9 protein-coding genes are annotated in these 16417 nt (G+C 53.7%); 2 read left to right on the top strand and 7 right to left on the bottom strand.

From position 1 onward, the window contains the following. Positions 1-116 precede the first annotated feature (116 nt). The gene (locus PMI41_RS18810) at positions 117-1535 is read left to right on the top strand and encodes a hybrid sensor histidine kinase/response regulator (protein ID WP_244423976.1); all 1419 of its coding nucleotides are present in this window, start codon (positions 117-119) and stop codon (positions 1533-1535) included. On the opposite strand, the gene PMI41_RS18805 is transcribed toward PMI41_RS18810, so the two are convergent. The 6 genes from PMI41_RS18805 to PMI41_RS18780 all read right to left on the bottom strand — a co-directional run bounded on the left by PMI41_RS18805 (position 1529) and on the right by PMI41_RS18780 (position 6783). Next, positions 1529-2176 carry a response regulator transcription factor gene (locus tag PMI41_RS18805; protein ID WP_008127515.1) on the bottom strand — a complete coding sequence of 216 codons (648 nt, stop codon included), beginning with the start codon at positions 2174-2176 and terminating at the stop codon, positions 1529-1531. The genes PMI41_RS18810 and PMI41_RS18805 overlap by 7 nt on opposite strands. A 97-nt stretch (positions 2177-2273) precedes the next feature. Continuing rightward, positions 2274-3041 (bottom strand): 2,3-dihydro-2,3-dihydroxybenzoate dehydrogenase, encoded by a 768-nt coding sequence (locus PMI41_RS18800; RefSeq protein ID WP_008127514.1) that lies wholly within the window; start codon positions 3039-3041, stop codon positions 2274-2276. A gap of 2 nt (positions 3042-3043) precedes the next feature. Continuing rightward, complete coding sequence (locus tag PMI41_RS18795) at positions 3044-3295, bottom strand: phosphopantetheine-binding protein (RefSeq protein ID WP_008127513.1); 252 nt, start codon at positions 3293-3295, stop codon at positions 3044-3046. A gap of 4 nt (positions 3296-3299) precedes the next feature. Continuing rightward, entirely contained in the window at positions 3300-3938 is a 639-nt protein-coding gene (locus PMI41_RS18790) for an isochorismatase family protein (protein ID WP_008127511.1), read from the bottom strand. Between the two features lie 4 nt (positions 3939-3942). Next, entirely contained in the window at positions 3943-5559 is a 1617-nt protein-coding gene (locus PMI41_RS18785) for an AMP-binding protein (RefSeq protein ID WP_008127508.1), read from the bottom strand. Between the two features lie 12 nt (positions 5560-5571). Then, complete coding sequence (locus PMI41_RS18780) at positions 5572-6783, bottom strand: isochorismate synthase (protein WP_052025941.1); 1212 nt, start codon at positions 6781-6783, stop codon at positions 5572-5574. Between the two features lie 244 nt (positions 6784-7027). Between PMI41_RS18780 and PMI41_RS18775 the strand changes: the two genes are divergently transcribed. After that, positions 7028-7846, top strand: a complete 819-nt coding sequence (locus tag PMI41_RS18775) for an ABC transporter ATP-binding protein (protein ID WP_008127505.1) — start codon at positions 7028-7030, stop codon at positions 7844-7846. Positions 7847-7866: 20 nt separating this feature from the next. On the opposite strand, the gene PMI41_RS18770 is transcribed toward PMI41_RS18775, so the two are convergent. Beyond that, positions 7867-16368 carry a non-ribosomal peptide synthetase gene (locus tag PMI41_RS18770; RefSeq protein ID WP_008127503.1) on the bottom strand — a complete coding sequence of 2834 codons (8502 nt, stop codon included), beginning with the start codon at positions 16366-16368 and terminating at the stop codon, positions 7867-7869. Between the last annotated feature and the right edge of the window lie 49 nt (positions 16369-16417).

Raw genomic sequence — 16417 nt, 5'->3', positions numbered from 1 at the left:
CCGAATTTCTGACAATATATTCATACTACTGGATATACTACGTAATAACCTCATTGATATTATTTGCATGTATTGTAATTTGGCCAGGAAAATATTTGCTACGGCGAATATTCTCGATGTCTCACGACTATATCGCCATGACTTTTGCCATGTCCGTTGGTGGTCAAGTCACCCTTCCCGTTTATGCGATATTGCTTTGGGTGACGGTCGGTAATGGATTGCGATTTGGGCCTCGGTACCTGGTTGCTGCCACTGCCGCCGCACTGCTGGCACTGGCAACGACTACTTTCTTCAACAGCTTCTGGCGCGGATATCCCTATGTGGTTGGTACGTTGATGATAACGGCCATCCTTGTACCCTCCTACATTTATGTACTGCTGAACCGAGTCCACAAGGCTTACAACGCTGCACTTGAAGCAAATTTGGCAAAGTCACGCTTTTTGGCACAGGCCAGTCATGATCTGCGCCAGCCAATACATGCCATCAGCCTTTTCATTGCTTGTCTGCGCGATGCACGCCTTGGCCAGGAAGAACAGCAGATGGTTGATAACATAGACAGATCGTTGCAAAGCGTTTCAAGGTTATTCCAGTCCCTTCTGGACATCTCGACACTCGATAGCGGTAAGATATCCGAACAGCCGGAAGACGTTAGTATCGGCGAAATCCTCAACGATATCAAACAGCAAAACTCTGAAGCAGCACAATGGGCTGGCGTAAAACTCAAGCTTGTTGCGACCCACAAGTTTGTTAGAGTCGATCCGAGCCTTTTAACAACCATGATTCAGAATATTGTATCCAACGCCTTGAAGTATGCACCGGGTGGGCCTGTTCTGATCGGATGCCGTAAGCGGTCCGGCAAACTATCCATTGAAATTCATGATAGGGGACCAGGTATTGCAAGCGAGCATCTGCCTCATCTTTTTGAAGAATTTTACCAGGTTCGTGAGCGGGGCGACAAGGACACCGAAGGCGTTGGATTAGGCCTTTCGATCGTACGCCGTCTCTCGAATATTATGGGTCTTGAGGTTTCGCTGCGGTCCGAGGAGGACAAAGGAACAACTGTCATCATTGATGGCCTCGAAATCGTATCCCCTCCCACTCAAGCCCCCAAAATACCCAACAGCAAGCCTGTATCAATGCTGGATGGACTGCGCGTGCTTCTGGTCGAAGACGACACTAATGTTCTTTTGGCAACCGGCATTCTATTGGAAAAATGGGGATGTATTGTTCAACAGGAAGAAGTTCTGCCTGAAGGCAAGGACGTTACATGCGATCTTATCATCACAGATTTTGATCTCGGTGCCAAAACAACCGGGTCAGATTGTATCAACTATTTCCGAAGCAAGAACGGGCGAAACATTCCTGCGATTATCGTGACGGGTCATGATGAAAACCGAGTGCGTGACGATGTTGGAGATCCCGAAATTCCCATACTGTCCAAGCCAATACGGCCTGCGGAGCTGCGTTCAACCATTTTGGCGTTGAGGCTGAAGTTGCAGCGTCAAACTGTTAAAACGGTCCCGTCGCTTCAATAATTGGTACCGATACCGAACGTTACAGCCTTGCCTGCGGCAGCAGCTCGCGATCCTACATTAAGTGTGCGAAGCAGTGCCGATACATGAATACTGACCGTATATGGCGATATTTCAAGAATCCGGCCGATCTCTTTGTTGGTTTTTCCGTCTACGATCAACCGCAACACTTCGAGTTGCCGCGGCGTCAGGGATGAGAGGCCTGTCGAACTGGGCTGTCTGGCTTTTCCGTCCTGCGGGTGCGCCCTTACGACAAATTCACCACGCCGGATATCGATTATGATTGCACTGATTTCTTCAGGTGAAACCGTTTTTCCTATAAAGCCGTCTGCGCCCTGCGCCATAACCATGTCAATCGCCAGTGAATCATCCAGCATGGAGACAATGATAATGGACGACTTCATGAATTCCTGGCGTAACTCACCAATGGATTTTTCGGGGATCATTCCGGGGAAAAGCAAATCAAGGATGAAGGTATCTGGCTGTTTTCCTTCGCGCGCCAGTTTTAAAACGTCGTTCATAGTGCCAGCGGAAAGGACTTCTGCCTCAGGAAAGGTCCGTTGAACTACTTGGCGCAGACCTTCCCGGAAAATCGGGTGATCGTCCGCAATGATAATACGCTCTTTTTCCGCATGTGAATTCATTGATAGCTTGTATCGTTACAGTAGAGGCGTGCCAAGGTGCCACGGATAGTGAACTTTCACTAGCGGTTCTCGGGCCTTTTTCGCTCGATATGGGCCATCAGCCGCGCAACGTTGCACCGCCATCGACATAGATATCTGCCATGGTGATATGACCGGCTTTGTCGGACAGTAGGAACAGTACTGAGTTTGCCACATCTTCCGGCGTCGCCAGTTTGCCGAGGGGTATACCGGTCTTGTAGCCAGCAAGCGATCCCTCAATCACTTTATCGCCTCCAGTCTCATCCTGCCACATACCTGTCTGCATGGTTGTCAATGTTGAGCCCGGAGCAACAATGTTGCAGCGTATTCCATAAGGCGCGAGTTCAAGCCCCAGACACCGGGTAAACATGGTCGACGCAGCCTTGGAAGCTGCATAGGCGGCCATACTGTGGCGCGGAATACCTGCTGCATTTGAACTTACGGTGACGATTACGCCGCTCTTTTGTTCCATCATGTGTCGGGCAATGGCGCGCGATACGTGGAAAACGCCTGTCGTATTAACAGCAAAGACCCGTGCCCATTCATCGTCGCTGGTATCAGTTACCAAAGTTGTCGATAAAACACCTGCAACATTCACACCGAAATCCAACTTACCCCAATGCGCAACGCACTGGTCAACCGCAACATTGACCGTAGCACTATCGCGGACATCCAGACTAAAGGCCTTCAGATTTTCGTGGCCAATTTCTACGAGCGCATCAATATTCAGGTCGGTTGCGGTGACCTGTATACCTTCCTCCAAAAGCAGTTTGACAAGGCTAAGGCCAATGCCTCCGCCCGCGCCTGTTACAAAGGCAGACTTGCCCGCAAATCCATCGTCGCGCATCTTTACACCTTTGCAGGTGTAGACATTTTGGCTGCTGCAATGTCCCACCAATGGGCAAGCGTCAGCGAGGTCGCCAATTCCGCGAAGTTCAAGTGAATGTTGCGCTGTTGCCATAGCAAAACGAGATTCATCGCTCGCATGGAGTCGAGACCAAGGTCCATTAGATTGTCATTCTTGCCAATCTCTTCCGGATCAACATAGATCATGTCGGCAATATCCTGCCGCATCTGTTGAATTGTAAACTGGTCCGTCATTTTCTTATCCTTGGATTTTTGCTAGCAATGTTTCGAGCGGCATTGGGATTCCACTGGTCTTTGCGAGATAACTAAGTGCCATATCGTGGTTTTCGCGGGAGAAGTCCGCCACCGCATCGGCAACCATGAACGGGTATATGTCCCGCTGAAATGCCTCCGCAGCCGTCAACAGGCAGCCAATATGTGCATAGATTCCGCATATTATTATCTGATTGCGGCCTCGCACGCGCATGAGGTGTTCGAGATTACTTAGCTGAAATGCGCTGTAACGATGTTTGACCAGAACTGTATCGCCATGTGCAGGCTTTAGTGCTTCGGTGACATGCTGGTGCTCTGGCGCATCTGTCATGCCCGGCCCCCATAAATCTGCCTGGAGGCCGCGGTCACGCCTGTCCTGATTGCCATTTTGAGCGGTGTAGTAAACAGGGATACCTGCCGCACGACATGCATCTCTAAGCCGGGCAATATTTTTTATCACCGGCGCAATTGGAGATACGTCAGGCTCGAACGCATTGATGAAGTAATTCTGCATGTCATGAATAAGCAGTGCTGCGCGATCCGGTTCAAACGCCCACTTTGCCCGGGCCACTGGTATTTCGCTGGCGAGTGGCAATTCATATGACGGTATTTTTGGTAGGCCCATTATTTCACTCCGCAGCCGACGTGCTCAGAAATTGCTCGCGCAAAGTCTGGCGTAGAAATTTGCGACTTGTTTTGCCCACAGCTGTTGTCTCGAATGCGTCAACGAAGACGATCTGGTCAGGTACCTTGAAATCTGCAAGGCCGCGTGAGCGCACAAAAGCCTTCAATGCAGCGCTTTTGGGTTTCTCACCCTTCGATATGATGAAGGCACAGCTGCGCTCCCCCAGATAAGGGTCTGGAATAGAGACAACGGCGGCATCAAGTACCGAGGCATGTGCAAGCAGATGGTCCTCGATCTCTTCAGCTGAAATTTTCTCGCCGGAACGATTGATATGATCGCCCGCACGGCCGCGGACAGTCAGATATCCATCTGATGTGCGCGAAACTATATCGCCAGTCCGATAGTACCCGTCATCGGTAAAGGAGCGTGCGTTGGCCGCATCGTCATTGTGATAGGCGTTGATCGTGTAAGGACCGCGCGTCAGCAGCATGCCCGGCTCACCATCTGCGACGGGATTGCCAAGATCATCAACAATCAGGATTTCATCATCCGGGCTGATGGGGCGGCCTTGTGTGTTGATAATGGTTTCTTCCGGATCACCCAGACGCGTATAGTTGACGAGTCCTTCCGCCATGCCAAACACCTGCTGCAACGCGCAGCCAAGACTTGCCTTTACGCGCGCTGCGGCCTCCGGAATGAACTTGGCACCGCCAACCTGCAATATCTGAAGGCTCGAAATATCATGCGCTGTCGTCGCTGCTGCCTGCATCCATAAAAGTGCCAGAGGTGGCACGACACCTGTAATTGTCACACCTTCCTGCTCAATCAATGCAAACGCAGTCGCCGGTGTTGGCGACGGACACATGACAACAGTGCTGCCTGCATAAAGCGCCCCGAAAACACCTGGTGAACTCATCGGAAAATTATGAGCTACAGGCAGCGCGGCCATATAGACACTGGTTTCATTGAGCGCGCAAATCTCCGCACTTGCCCTGAAACTGTAGATATAATCGTCGTGGGTACGTGGGATAAGTTTTGAAAGGCCGGTGCTGCCACCTGATATTTGCAGAAAGGCGACATCGGAAGGTTTGATCGCGAGGGGAATCCTTGCAACGTCACTGGCTACACTTCGAAATTCCTTTAGATCATCGACAACGATAACCTTCCGCAATCCCGGGCATTGTGCCTGCACCTGGACCGTGAGGCTGCGATAATCAAAGCCTTCATGCAGCGCTGTTATGATGTACGCTGCAGCTTCGGACTTGTTGACGAAATGCGATATCTCCGTCAGCCGGTGTGCCGGCAGCGTAAAGACGGGGATCAACCCAGCCCGGAAAAGCCCGAAAACCACGGAAAGAAATTCCGGGATGTTGGGCAGTTGCACAACTACACGTGTTCCGGGCTCCAATCCCATGGCGAGGAATGTTGCGGCATGGTGTTTTGCGCGGCTGACCAGCTCGGCGTAGCTCCAACGCTCCAGCCCACCAACTACAGCAATCTGGCGTGGGGATTTTGCAGCTCGCTGTTCAAGGAAGCCGAACATGGCCTCTCCACGCCAGTAGCCAGCTTCCCTGTAATGTGCGGCCCGTTCGGCGGGCCATTCCTGCTTAAGTTCGAGCATGATGTCTTTCCTTCAGATTCCGAACCGGTCGCCATCAATACCAAAGGCATCCAGCATGGCGCGGAACTTGGCGGCCGTTTCGGCCACTTCGCCTTGCGGTGTCGAACCCGGCACAACACCGGCACCGGCGTAAAGCCGGGCATTCGGCCCTTCAACCTCAGCGCAACGGATGGAAACGTACCAGCGTCCATCACCTGCGGAGTCACACCAGCCCACTGCACCCGCATAGAATCCGCGGTCATAGGTTTCGAGTTCACTGATCTTTGAATGAGCCGCTGCGCGCGGGACGCCGCACACTGCTGGTGTTGGATGCAGCAGCGAAACGAAATGCTCTGATGGTACAGACCCATCCTTCAGGCGGCCAACAATGCGTGTACCCAAATGCCACATGCTGGCTGTCGCCCGCAGTGCCATTCCTTCAGGAGCAGAAAGCTCACCACAATAGGGCGTCAGAATATCCATTATTGACTCAACGACCATCGCGTGTTCGCGCCGGTCCTTTTCCGACTTCCACAAGGAATCGGCAGAACGGCGGTCCGCTTCTCCGTCCTGATAGCGTTTCGCTGATCCAGCCAGCGGATGCGACGCAATATGGGTGCCACGCTTTTCAACCAATAGCTCTGGTGTCGCGCCCACAAGCATCGCTCCACCTTCATCCGGCTGGCGCAGTGGCGTTGCGAAAACAGTAATGCTTTCGTCAAGCGCGAGCCGGCTCATTAGGTCCGCGATGGAGAAATCGCGACTTGCAAAAACTTTCAGGCTGCGTGACAGCACAATCTTTTGCAACACGCCACTCGATCCCGCCATGGCCTCCAGACCGGCAGCAACGCTATTGCCAAAGATGTCCGGTGATGGGTCGGCGCACACGGAGATAATCCTGTTTGGCTCGGCATTGCCGGTGCTTGCACCAAAACCCGGCACATGACCAAGATTGTGTTCACCCTGAACACGCAAAACCCGTTCCGGCTGAAACAGGAAAGCAGATTGCTCCGGATCGAATGGAAGAGCGCCAACGAGAATGTCAGGTCCATCCGCACGATTGCTGAAGAAACTGGCTGTGCGATCGCTCAGGCCAGATAGGGGTCCTTCAGGCAGAACTGCCTTCTGGCCAAGCGAAAAGAACGTCTCGCCGGATGTCTTGAGGATGTAGAAGGGCTTTTTTGAATTTGAACTCTGGGGATATGTTCCCTCATCGAGTCGAGCCAGCGAAGTTGGCATTTTCATACTCCATTCCTACGGTTTGGCTGGTTGATCCCGATGTTGCGGCGATAATATGACTAGACTTATCATATTATGCTATGTAGCAGATACGGAACCGGATTTATCAGCCTGAATTTTGCCGATGACGATAATTTCAGTTGAAGATCTGGCGTTAGAATGTTTATCCAAACATCACTACAGCCTCCCCTTTCCCACTTAGGCGGAACTTTGAAATGACGGGTGCCCATATGTTCAGGACTGTTTTCCCATGACCGCGCCATTTCATCTCGAAAGCCATCTTACCGGCGCGAATCTCGCGCTTGCTTATGGAAAGCGGCTGGTTTGCGAAGAACTCGACATTGCCATTCCAACTGGCGGATTTACCGCCATTATCGGCCCGAATGGCTGCGGAAAATCCACGTTGCTGCGAGCCCTGAGCCGACTGCTTGCGCCATCCAACGGTCAGGTTTTGCTTGATGGCAAAGATATCCAGAGCATACCGGCACGCGATGTTGCCAAGCGCCTTGGCTTGTTGCCCCAAAGCGCAATAGCTCCCGCAGGAATTACGGTTTCCGATCTTGTGTCGCGCGGGCGCTATCCGCACCAGACGCTGCTGCGGCAGTGGAGTCGCGCGGACGCGGAGGCTGTCGAACAGGCCATGCAGGCTACCACCATCAGCGACCTTGCCGAACGCAGCATCGATGAACTTTCGGGAGGCCAGCGTCAACGCGTCTGGGTCGCTATGGCGCTTGCCCAGGATACTCCGCTGCTGTTGCTGGACGAACCGACGACGTTTCTCGACATTACCCATCAGATTGATTTGATGGATCTGTTTCAGGACCTCAACCGCAACAGAGGTCGCACACTTGTAGCTGTCCTGCACGATCTTAATCAGGCATGCCGCTATGCCACGCATCTTATTGCCATGCGTGAAGGGCGCATCATTGCTGAAGGTACACCCCGTGAGATCGTGACGGCGGAACTGGTGGAACGAGTTTTCGATCTCTCTGCCATGATCATTGAAGATCCGGTCAGCGGTACGCCTTTGGTTATTCCACACCAGCGCACGGGGAAGTCTGTCGCATAGTTTTAGGGTTCGCATCTGTATCAACCCAGCGACCGAACGTCGGCGAGCAGTTTGGCCAAAAGAGGCCCTAACCCCACGAGGGTTTCAGGGCTGAGAATGTCCTCGTGTGCGCAATCGACTTCATGGATATCGAGCGCCTTGAGATGACCGGCCCACGAGCCTTCTACGTCCCAATCACCGGGCAACGTCTTCTTCGCCACGAAGAGTACAGCCTCGCCATCGAAATAGGGGGTGCGTCCCTGCGCGAGCAGCTTTACCGCATCAGCGTAGTTGGCGACGATATCGGCAAACATGGCGGTCTTCTCCGCCTGCATCGCTTCATCCCCAATCTCATCTTCCGTTGCTGCAACGAATTGTTCTCTCTCGCGATCCGCTTCGGCACCGGCCTCGTTCTCCGTATTACCGGTCCAATCCTGTCCTTCAGGCGGATAGGTATCGAACAGACCGAGGAAGGCCACTTCTTCGCCAAGTTCGCGCAAACGTGCTGCCACGCCCTGCGCCAGAGTCCCCCCCAATGAGTAGCCGATCAGATGATAAGGACCACGCGGTTGAAGCTTGCAAATAGTCTCGAGATGGCGCTCGCAAGCCTCGTCAAGTGTTGCGCTATTGGCAATCACCCCGTCTTCACGCGGCGACTGCAGTCCGACTACAGGCAGGTTTGCCGGCAGATAACGCGCAAAGCCATTATACTGCCAAGCAAAGCCGGAAGCAGGATGGAAGCAGAAAAGCGGATTGCCCTGCCCAGCCCGGAGCTGCAGAACAGCTCCGAATCCTGAGCTATTCTTGTCGCTGGATTCAGCCGAAAGCAAAGCAGCAAGTTTTGCAACGCTCGGCGCCATCATCACCTGTCCTACCGACAGTGGCATACCCAAACTGGCACGCAGTTTCGATGCAAGCCGCATGGCCAAAAGTGAATGGCCGCCAAGCGTGAAGAAATCATCTTCTGCTCCCACTATCGGCAGTTCCAGAATAGCAGCGAACTCCGTTGCGATACGGCTTTCCAGACCGGGGCGTGGAGCACGTCCGCCTTCTGTCGCGCTTGACGGGACAGGCAAAGCCTTGCGGTCTAGCTTGCCGTTCGGGCTGAGCGGCAAAACATCAAGTTCAACGATTAATGTCGGCACCATGTGCGCGGGCACACGTTCCGCCAGCGCCATTTTCAATCGCGCCATGTCCAGATCATCAGGAATCACGTAAGCTACGAGCTGGCGCGCATCACCACCATTTCCAGCAGTGCCGAGCACGCAAGGATTAACGACAGCATTTATTATGCCGGGCTGTGCTTTCAGGACCGCTTCAATTTCACCCAATTCGATGCGTTGACCACGTATCTTGAGCTGATCGTCGCTGCGTCCGAGGTAATCGACTTCGCCGTTGTCCATCCATTTTGCTATGTCGCCCGTACGGTACATGCGTTGGCCGTCAGCAAAAGGATCGGCAACGAATCTGGTCGATGTCAGCTCGGCGCGGTCGAGATAGTAATCTGCAAGCTGGACACCGCATAAATAGAGATCACCCGGCACGCCAATCGGCGATGGTCGCAATGCATGGTCGAGTATGCGTAGCTGCGTGTTCCAGACAGGCCTGCCTATAGGAACATTAGCTGACGACGCACATTGTTCACTGGCAGGCTTGTATGTGACATCAACGGCAGCTTCGGTTGGCCCATAGAGATTGTGCAATCCACCAGCAAACAAAGACTGATACCGGTCAGCGAGTCCGCGCGGCAAAGCCTCACCGCTGCAGAAAACATGGCGCAAGCTTTGTCCCAATGGTGCCTTGGCGTTTGTGTCCTCCTTGCACCATTCAAGGAATGCGGCGAGCATGGACGGTACGAAATGCATCACCGTGATGTTTTCACGCTTGATAATCCTGGACAGCTCATCAGGATCACGATGCGCTTCTGGAGCAGCCATATAAAGCGCTGCACCTTCCATTAATGGCCAGAAGAATTCCCATACTGAAACATCGAAGCTGGCGGGTGTTTTCTGTAGCACCACGTCGCCTACATTTATCATGTATTCGTTTTGCATCCACGCCAGGCGGTTTACGATTGCGCGATGCGAAACGAGAACGCCTTTTGGTCTTCCCGTGGAACCTGAAGTATAGATCAGATAAGCCGGATCGTCTGGTGTGAGTGCTGGAGGCAGAAAATCAATTGCTCTGTCTTCTGCCAAACCATCTAGCAGCATGATTTCGCCAAGAGCGCTAAATCGCTGCTGGAGCGCAGACGCTGTAATGATCAGCTTCGGCTTTGCATCGCCGATCATCATATGCAGACGTTCATCCGGATAACCACTATCGAGGGGCAAATAGGCAGCACCGGCTTCGATGACAGCATGGATAGCTATGGTCAAAAGCACCGAGCGCGGTAGAGCAATCGCCACAATAGTGCCCGGGCCAACGCCTGCACTCTGCATGCGCATAGCGAGCTGTGTTACCTGTTTGCGCAGTTGCACGTAAGTCAGCGAATGATTGTCGTCAGCAAGAGCAATGGCACCCGGGGTAGCTTTCGCTTGACGATCCAGCAGATCGCGCAAACTCGCCTCCGGAAATGGCGCATCCGTTGCATTAGTCGCGTCAATCAACGCTTGTTCTGCAGGTACAAGCGGAGCAAATTCCGACCATGCTTGATCGCCGTTATAGGCAATATGTTCAAGCAGCATCTGGATGCGCGTCATCAACTGTTCCGGCTCGCGCAAAAGATTGCGGTACTCAACCAGTAGCCGCAGCTTCTCCTCACGAAGAACCATCAGTGTCAGCGGATAGTGGGTATAACCACGATTGTTCAGCCCAGTTATTCTAACACCAGCGTATTCCCGCGAGGTCAGAGCATCAGTCTGCGGATAATTTTCACTGACAAGCAGTGTATCAAACAATGTAGAACCACCGGCAATCTGCTGGATTTCAGCTAGGCCAAGGCTGTCATGTTCAAGCATACCACCCTGTACTGCCTGCGATGCTGCCAATTGCTGTAACAGCGGCAACGCGGGATCCAGTCGGATGCGCACCGGCACAGTATTGCTGAAAAGCCCGATATGCTCGTCGATGCCGTCAATCGGGCTGAATCGCCCGGAGACAGGTGTACCGAACAGCACGTCACTACGTCCTGTCAGCAATGATAACGTTGCGCCCCATACACCTTGCATGAGCGTGTTGAGCGTGAGCCCGTTCTCACGGCAGCGGGCCAACAAAGCCTGCTCCAGCACATCAGGAATGACGAATTCCATTTCGTGTACTTCCGGCGCAGCAACAGCAGTACCAAACAGCAGCGTCGGGCGCGCACCTTCAAGCGTTTCCTTCCATGCATCCCGTGCCGGAGAAAGGTCGCGCGTTGCAAGTGCATTGATTACGTCACTGTATGCTACACGGGTTTTTTCGAGTGTATCGGGCCCGTCGCCATAGGCTGCCAACAGTTCGCGTAGCAGGATTGGCGTTGACCAGCCATCGATGACAAGGTGATGTACATTTATGAAAAGCGTGTGGGCCTTCTCGCCGCGATGAACCAAGCTTGCATGGAAAAGCCGCCCTTCTGACGGCAGGAATTCACGATCCAGTTCCGTATGTTCTATGCGTCCCAAGGCCGCCGCTTTATCGGCTTCAGTGCTGATATCATACTCGTCCAGTGGCCATCGCCCGGGTGCCAGCGGCAGCACGTGACATGATCCGCACTGCAGCCCCGTTTCAAACCGAGCGGCAAGTTGCGGGAAACGCCTCAGCAAGCCATCCAACGCCTCGCACAGCAATGATTTATCGAGAGAACCCCTGAAATCAATGCGGGTGATCGAGTTGTATTTGCTTGCAGCCTCATGCAGTTGCGTATGGAAAAGCAGCCCCTCCTGTAAAGGAAGCAAAGGCAATACCGCATCCAGCGACCCATGGCGCTCACGCAAATCCAGCAATTCATTTTCAGTGAGGCCCGGCGTGTCAGCCGCAACCAGTGTATCGGCGGCCTTTTCAGGATGCTCCCAGGCGTGGTCTGCCAATGCGGATATGTTGATCGCAATTGCATCATGCAAAGCTTCGATCATGCCCGGTTCAAACAACCCGTCAGCCAATGTCCAGTTGATGGCAAGGCGCGGGCCAATCTCTGCCTCATCAATAAAGGCGTTGATTTCTATGCCATGCATGAGTCTCATCGTCGGATCGACATCGACAGCAAAGGCGTCAGCAAAGCGCCCGCCCACCGCCTGCGGCGTCCAATATCCATTCCGGGAAACGAACCGGCCGAGATAGTTGAACAGCACCTCAGGCGGATTGATCTTTTCAAGTCTGGCAAGTTCTGGTCCGGCTTCAGTATCGAGATAACGCAACACGCCATAGCCAAGGCCGTGATCCGGTACCCGGCGTAGCGCCTGCTTTACCGACAGTACTGATTCCTGCACGCTTGCAACATTGCCGAGGTTGAACAGGACGGGATATTCTGCGGTAAACCAGCCGACTGTCCGGCTTGGATCAACGCGGTCATCGACCATATGCCGGCCATGAGATTCCAAGGAAAATCGCAGACGTTCGACCGCAAATACCTGGGAGAAAGCCCTCGTCACTGCGGTGAGAATGGTTTCTTCGACGGTCATGCGATAGGCGGATGGAAGGTTGCTCAAAAGCAGCCGTGTCAGATCTGCATCAAACAGTGTTCGCTGGCTCAGCGCCGAACCGTAGGTATCGCGGACCTTATCCAGCTTACGAGGCATGATACTGGTCTTGTCAGCAAGCATATCACGCCAGAATTGCTGTTCGTTCCGTCGCATCGGAACCTGTTCGCCCAGCATCTTGGCCCAATCCCGGATAGACGCTTCTTCACGCGCGATGAAAGGCACTGTTCCAGCCATGGCGGCATGGCAGGCGTTTTCCAGTTCGGCCAGAATGATGCGCCACGACACCCCGTCCGTAACGAGATGATGGATCACCAGCATCAATGAGCCATCATCCTCTGCTGCGGGCCAATGAACGGCCTGCAGCATGATACCTGATGCCGGGTCAAGCCGGTTGCTTGCAGCGACGAGCGCTATCCCTGCTTCTTCCGCTATTCGAGCATCACCGGGATTGGCAATTTCAAGCAGAAGTGATGAAGCACTGAAGTCTAACGGCAAAGGCGGAATTGTCAGACCGGTATGCGTTGCCTTCGCCCGCAGCGAAGGATGGGCCCGGTACAGGGCTTCCAAAGCCTGTTCAATAGATTTGCGTGCCAGCTTCGCTGGTACACGCAATAGAACCGCTTGTGAAAAACGCGTCGCCAGCCCGTGGTTTTCCGCGTACCATTTTACTATGGGCAGGCCGCTAACCTCGCCATCAACATCGACCATGCGCATTTGCGGTTGCGCCTCCAACGGCTGCAATGCCGTCTTCATACGGTCAGCCCGGCGCAACCCGAAAACATCGCGAGGGCGCAGGACCAAACCGACCTTTCGCAACGCCGTGCACAGGGCCATGGCACTGATACTGTCACCACCAAGTCCAAAGAAATCATCATCCGCACGCACGGCATCCATGCCGATTACGGCGGCAATGCTTTCGCAGACAAGTCGTTCCTGTTCGTCTGCATAGGCTACAGCTTTACTGACTGCATTGCGCTGTTCAGGTCGGGGCAAGAGAGTGCGCTCAACCTTGCCGTTAACATTGAGCGGCCATGCCTCGAGCCTTGAGAGACTGGAAGGCAGCATGTAGTCAGGCAGGCTTTGAGCCAAAGCAACCTGCACGTCCGTCTCGTCGGCTGAACCGGTGAACCAGCCGAGCAATCTCAGGCTGGAGCCAAATGGTTCGGCCAGAACCAGAGCGGCAGTTACACCTTCCAGGGATGTGATAATATGCTCAATCTCACCCGGCTCCACCCGAAAGCCGCGTATCTTCACCTGATGATCGCTACGTCCGGCATAGTCTACCTGCCCGTCAGAACGCCAACGGGCGAGATCACCTGTTCGATACATCAGACTGCCACCGTCAAATGGATTGGCGACAAAACGCGAGGCCGTCAGCCCTGCGCGACCTAGATAACCATGCGCAAGACCTGGGCCAGCTATATAAAGCTCTCCGGTTACGCCGATTGGCACGGGCTGTAATAGATTATCGAGAATATGGACAGTCGAGTTGGCAACCGGGCGACCGATAACCGGCACATCAGCAACCATTACACTAGCGCTCAAAGTATCGACGCTATACTCAGTCGGACCATAGAAATTATGGAAATGAATGTGCGGATGGCGGCGCAACTCGCGCCAGAGCGCAGATGATACTGCTTCACCACCCACCTGAATCATAACCGGCTGATGTTGCTGATGCAGCAGCCCGCAATCGATCATCTGCTGCAACATGGAAGGAGACAGATCGATAGTATCGATCTGTCGCTCCACGATGAGATCAACCAACGCTTGCGCATCACGCCGTTGTTCCTCATCACACAGATGCAACTCGTGACCGAGGAGCATCCAGATAACCTGTTCCCAAGAAGAGTCGAATGAGAGTGACATGGCGTGGCAGGCTCGCACCCGCCGCCTATCAACTTTACTCATGATTTCGCCAAACAGCCCCGCCTCGTGAGAAAGAAGCAGGTTTAAAAGTCCCTTGTGCGGGACCATGACGCCCTTGGGTTTGCCGGTAGAACCCGACGTATAGATAATATAGGCGAGGTCATCGCCCCGCAGGACACGTAAACGGTTCGCATCCTCCACTGGTCTGGACGATTGTACAGCCATTGCTTCAACAATCGCCGGATCGTCGAGACAGAGGACCTCTGTATCTGTTACCACCGCTGTCCGAAGATTTTTATGTGTAAGCACCAAAACTGGCTCGGCGTCCGCGCACATCAGAGAAAGCCGCTCAACGGGATAATCCGGATCCAGCGGCATCCACGCCGCTCCTGAGGCCAATATACCCAGCAATGCTACAATAGCGTCGACACGGCGCGGCAAAGCTGTCGCAACAACGTCGCCGGGGCCGACACCCCTTGAGATCAGGAAATGACCAAGCCGCGCAGAAGCTGCAGAAAGCGCGGCGAAGTCAATGCTCGTTTCGCAATCGGCGATCGCGGTTTCATCGGCATTAGCAAAAGCACTTTGCTCGAATATGTCCAGAACCGTATGCGCTTGACGTGCGCACTGCACCTGCGGTCCGCGCGACCAATGTTTTATCGATGCGACCTCAGCGGCGCTCTGCAGGTCAAGCCGCCGGATTGGCTCGTCAACGTTATCTATCAACCTGCGCATAAAGGCTTCCAGCCGATCAGCATGCAGTTGCAGATCATCTGCCGTATAACGTGCCGGATTTGCCGAAAGTTCGACCGTCAACGTGTCATCCTCAAACCACAGCCCGAACTCGATGTCCTCTACGGGACCTGCAGCAAGCACGTGGGTTGTTGACTTGACACCAGCCAGCGCCAGATCTCCGTCATAAACCTTGAAATTGATTGTCGGACCATAGAGCGCCTGCCCAGAACCAACGAGACCAAGATCGCGCTGCACCTGTTCGGCATCATAGCGCTGATGCTTCCGGACTTTTCGCAATTCCTTGGAAAGTTGCTGCGCCAGCTCACCGAAACACAAAGTGTTGTCGAACCGGAGTTTGACGGGAAGAACATTCACGACAGGTCCGGTTGCATTGATTGCGGCCGATCCCATACGCCGCATAAATGGCATACCGACGATGATTGTTTCACTCGCCGTCATCCGATGAATATAGGCTGCAACACCAGCCATCAGCATTTCCGGCTGGACCACGCGAAAACGCTGTCCGGGTTCGGCAAGCCGGACGAGTATCTCAGCACCAAGTTTGAACCGCAGCCGCAGCACGTCAATATTTGCCGTACTTTCCTGTGCCGTATCCGCAGAAACGAAACTTACCGGAACATCATCTTCAGCCAGATAACTGTTCCAGAAGCTGCGGTCGCGTTCGTAGATATCTGAGGTCTTGTAGCTCTTGTACTCATTGACCACTTCAGCAAACGAAGTGAATTGTGCCAAGGCTGGCTGTTGCCCGGCAGCCAGAGCGGTTTGTATCTGGACAATGCGGCGGGTCAGGGCAGCAAAGCTGTAGCCGTCAAGACAAAGGTGATGATAGCGCTGATACCAAAACCAGCGGGCTTCCCCAACCCTCAACAGCATATGTCGATAAAGCAGACCATCGCCACCTGGAGCTGGCGCCGCTTCAAGGTCAGTGCGCATGAATGCCTGAGCCCTGCCGGCGGGATTCAATTCATTTGTGAGGTCAATAACGTCTGGCGCAGCAACATCACCCGGTTCGCGCGCTGATGGCCAACTCTGAACGGGTCCGTCTTCGCCATTCTCGAAATGCGCATGGATGGTGTCGACCTCGGCAAGTGCGATGCGGATAGCCTTGCTTAGCAGTTCGGCATCAAGCGACCCTTCAAGCTCGGCATAATGGGCAACGACAAAAGTTTGTGCTTCTGAATCAATCTGCCCCGCAAACCATATGCCCGGCTGCGCTGCCGTCAGCGGCAGCGTAATACGGGCGTTGTCCTGCTTTTTCGAGCTGACAGGGATGTGTACCGGAGATTGAACAATCGGCATGATGCTTTCTCACAATCCAGTTTAATACGGGCATTTATTCTAAGCGTGC

Origin of the sequence: Phyllobacterium sp. YR531 (assembly GCF_000282595.1) — a bacterium.
In the GTDB taxonomy this organism is placed as follows: domain Bacteria; phylum Pseudomonadota; class Alphaproteobacteria; order Rhizobiales; family Rhizobiaceae; genus Phyllobacterium.
This window is presented reverse-complemented; position numbering and strand designations above follow the sequence as displayed.

Coding starts and splice junctions, on each gene's coding strand:
- PMI41_RS18770 (WP_008127503.1), bottom strand. CDS start 16,368: ATGCCGATTGTTCAATCTCCGGTACACATCCCTGTCAGCTCGAAAAAG.
- PMI41_RS18795 (WP_008127513.1), bottom strand. CDS start 3,295: ATGACGGACCAGTTTACAATTCAACAGATGCGGCAGGATATTGCCGAC.
- PMI41_RS18775 (WP_008127505.1), top strand. CDS start 7,028: ATGACCGCGCCATTTCATCTCGAAAGCCATCTTACCGGCGCGAATCTC.
- PMI41_RS18800 (WP_008127514.1), bottom strand. CDS start 3,041: ATGCGCGACGATGGATTTGCGGGCAAGTCTGCCTTTGTAACAGGCGCG.
- PMI41_RS18810 (WP_244423976.1), top strand. CDS start 117: ATGTCTCACGACTATATCGCCATGACTTTTGCCATGTCCGTTGGTGGT.
- PMI41_RS18790 (WP_008127511.1), bottom strand. CDS start 3,938: ATGGGCCTACCAAAAATACCGTCATATGAATTGCCACTCGCCAGCGAA.
- PMI41_RS18780 (WP_052025941.1), bottom strand. CDS start 6,783: ATGAAAATGCCAACTTCGCTGGCTCGACTCGATGAGGGAACATATCCC.
- PMI41_RS18805 (WP_008127515.1), bottom strand. CDS start 2,176: ATGAATTCACATGCGGAAAAAGAGCGTATTATCATTGCGGACGATCAC.
- PMI41_RS18785 (WP_008127508.1), bottom strand. CDS start 5,559: ATGCTCGAACTTAAGCAGGAATGGCCCGCCGAACGGGCCGCACATTAC.